The organism is Prosthecobacter sp. (assembly GCF_029946185.1).
Lineage (GTDB): Bacteria > Verrucomicrobiota > Verrucomicrobiia > Verrucomicrobiales > Verrucomicrobiaceae > Prosthecobacter.
This window is the reverse complement of sequence record NZ_JAQSEA010000183.1, coordinates 1-2,630: the sequence shown is the minus strand read 5'-3', so window position 1 is coordinate 2,630 and position 2,630 is coordinate 1. Positions and strand designations below refer to the sequence as shown.

Sequence of the window (2,630 nt, the reverse complement as noted above, 5' to 3'; positions counted from 1 at the left end):
CCCGCCACAGGAAGGGCACACCACTTCGATTTGATTCTTAGGTGGGGTGGGAAGGATGCTGGTCTTCGTGGTGAAGAACCGTCCGAACACTCAGTTAAGCGAGTTAAGGTTGTTTGGGGGCACCACCGAAGGCGGGCTTTGTTTCAGGCTTTTTGCCGACCTGGGACTGACCCATAAAGGTGGCTCCTTCTTCGATGGCAAGGGTGCCAGCGGAGATGTCGCCGACGAGGATCGCGTTGCTCTTCAGCTCGCAGCGCTCAGCGACGGTGATGTTGCCTTCGACTTTGCCGAAAATGATGACGGAGCGGGTTTTCACCTCGCCTTTGATGAGAGCGTTCTCACCCACGGTGAGGCTGCCGTCGGATACCACTTCGCCTTCGATTTTGCCGTCGATGATGAGGTCGTGGGAAAACTTGATGGAACCTTTGATTTCGACGTCGTTCGAAAGAACGTTTTTACTGGTGGTCATGACGGGAGATTGATGTGAGCGTTGGGGTTGTGCAGCGGGAGCGGATGCGGTGGAGAGAATGGGTGCACGTTCGGCTGCGGGAGCCGGTGCGGATACCTCAGAACGCCTGTCTTCCTTTTGCCCTTCGGGTTGTCCAATGATTTGCCTTAACATGAGGTCTAAAATATAGCGGGTTGTTAACTTGAGTGTCAATCCTTGGCTTGCTTATTTTTTGTCAGTTTGCCGCAGGAGGTTTGTTGTTGCGAGAGGTTGCAGTGGAGGCGTTTTGGGGCTGTATCGTGTCATGATGGAATCTGTGTTCATCACAGCCGTGGAGACGGCCTGTGTTCTGGGTGTGCAGTTGGAGGACTGCCTGACTGCGCTGCGTGAGCGGCGCGGGGGGCTGTCCCTGTCTGCCTGCCTGCCGGGTGCGGGCTTCCCGCCGCTCCCCGTGGGGGCCTTGCCGTCACGCACCCTTCTGAAGGGCCGCCGCTATGGCGCCGCCAGCAATGCGGCCGTGCAAGCTGCGACCACCGCCATACGTCGTGCAGGATGGTCTGCGGAGGAAATCCGAGCCTCTTGGCTCTACGGGGCCAGCAGTCGCGGCAATGCAGGAGAAATAATGGGGGTGAATGCATGGCGCAGACCCTTACGCAAGTTCAGTGCCAGCAACACGATGCACTGCGAAATACCTGCCGCCGTCAGCATTGAGCTGGGCATTCGTGGCCCCTGGCAGATGGTTTCCAACGGCTGCTCCTCCGGTCTGGATGCCCTCGGCATGGCGTGGATGGCGGTCGGGGCCGGACTGGCCCCCCGCGCCTTGGTGGTGGCCGTGGATCTGCCGCTCATCGCCGCTCTGCTGCAGGATTTTCACGAAACCGGCCTGCTTTCCAGCAATGGCATCAATGACCCCTTCGCCACAGGCTCCGAACGCCCGACCAGCGGCTTTCTACCGGGAGAGGCCGCCGTGGCAGTAACGCTGGAGCGCGACACCACCGGCCGTCCGAAACTCTGCCGCGTGGAGCATTACAGCGCGAATAGCGACGCCTACGACGCCCTCAGGATTCCCGCTGACGGCGGCGGCATCGAAGACTGTGTGCGTGCCGCTGTCCAGGCAGGTGAGCCCGGAAAAATCGTGGCCCTTTGCCCACACGCCACAGGCACCCTGAATCACGCCCAGGTCGAGCCCCCGGCGCTGCTCCGTGCGCTGGATGGCAAAAAAGTGCCGCTGCTCCCGCTGAAACCGCAAACCGGTCACACCCTCGGAGCCAGCGGTCTGCTGGACGTGGCCCTGCTGGCCGCCTGCATGGCGGACGGCTGGCTTCCCGCCGTCCTTCCCGGCCTGACCCCTCCCAGCTGCGGACTGCCGCTGAACGAAGCGCCCCTCCAGGTCACAGCGGGGGATCGCGTGGTCAAACTCGCCTCCGGCATGGGCGGCCACAATGCGGCCGTGTCTCTCGCGGTCGTTTGATTCGTGCTTGGCACCGGCGGCGGATTCGCGAAAGTCGCCCACTCCATGACCCGCCTGCCGCTTTCGATTTCCATCATCTCCCTCAACGAGGAAGCCAACCTGCGCCGCTGCCTCGCCAGCGTCGGGGATCTGGCTCAGGAGATCGTGATCGTGGACTCTGGGTCAAAGGACGGCACGGCGGAAATCGCAGCGGAATTTGGCGCGACTTTCGTTCATCAGGACTGGCTGGGCTACACCGCGCAGAAAAACCACTGCCTCGCGCTGTGTTCGCAGCCATGGGTCCTGGCGCTGGATTGCGATGAGGAGCTGACGCCTGCGCTGCGTGAGTCGATTCTGCGATTTTTTGCGAATGGGGATGACCAGCGTTTTGATGGCGCGTGGATGTCGCGGCTGGTGTGGTTCATGGGCCGGTGGATTCATCATGGGGACTGGTATCCTGACCGCAAGGTGCGGCTATTTCGGCGTGAGAAGAGCCAGTGGGCTGCTGATGGTGGCGGGCAGGTGCATGAGCGGCTGGATGTGGATGGGCCGTGCACCACGCTGAGTGGTGATCTGCTGCATTATTCCTTCAAAAACATCCAGCACTACCTGGTCAAGCACGTGCAGTATTCCACGGTCTTCCTGGAGACGCAGCAGAGCAAGGGCAAGCGCTGGTCCCTCCTGCACACGTTGTTCCGGCCCTGGTGGCGTTTCACACGTGCCTACATTCTG

3 protein-coding genes are annotated in these 2,630 nt (G+C 61.2%); 2 read left to right on the top strand and 1 reads right to left on the bottom strand.

Annotation, left to right across the window (positions count from 1 at the left end; all coding sequences use genetic code 11):
* Positions 1-103: 103 nt before the first annotated feature.
* On the bottom strand, positions 104-469 hold the full coding sequence (locus PSV43_RS15870) for a polymer-forming cytoskeletal protein (protein WP_300199348.1): 366 nt from the start codon (positions 467-469) through the stop codon (positions 104-106).
* A 283-nt stretch (positions 470-752) separates the two neighbouring features.
* Here PSV43_RS15870 and PSV43_RS15865 point away from each other — a divergent pair, with 283 nt between their 5' ends.
* Positions 753-1,919 carry a beta-ketoacyl synthase N-terminal-like domain-containing protein gene (locus PSV43_RS15865; RefSeq protein WP_300199345.1) on the top strand — a complete coding sequence of 389 codons (1,167 nt, stop codon included), beginning with the start codon at positions 753-755 and terminating at the stop codon, positions 1,917-1,919.
* A 45-nt stretch (positions 1,920-1,964) separates the two neighbouring features.
* On the top strand, positions 1,965-2,630 hold a 666-nt coding region (locus PSV43_RS15860; protein WP_300199342.1), incomplete at its 3' end, for a glycosyltransferase family 2 protein.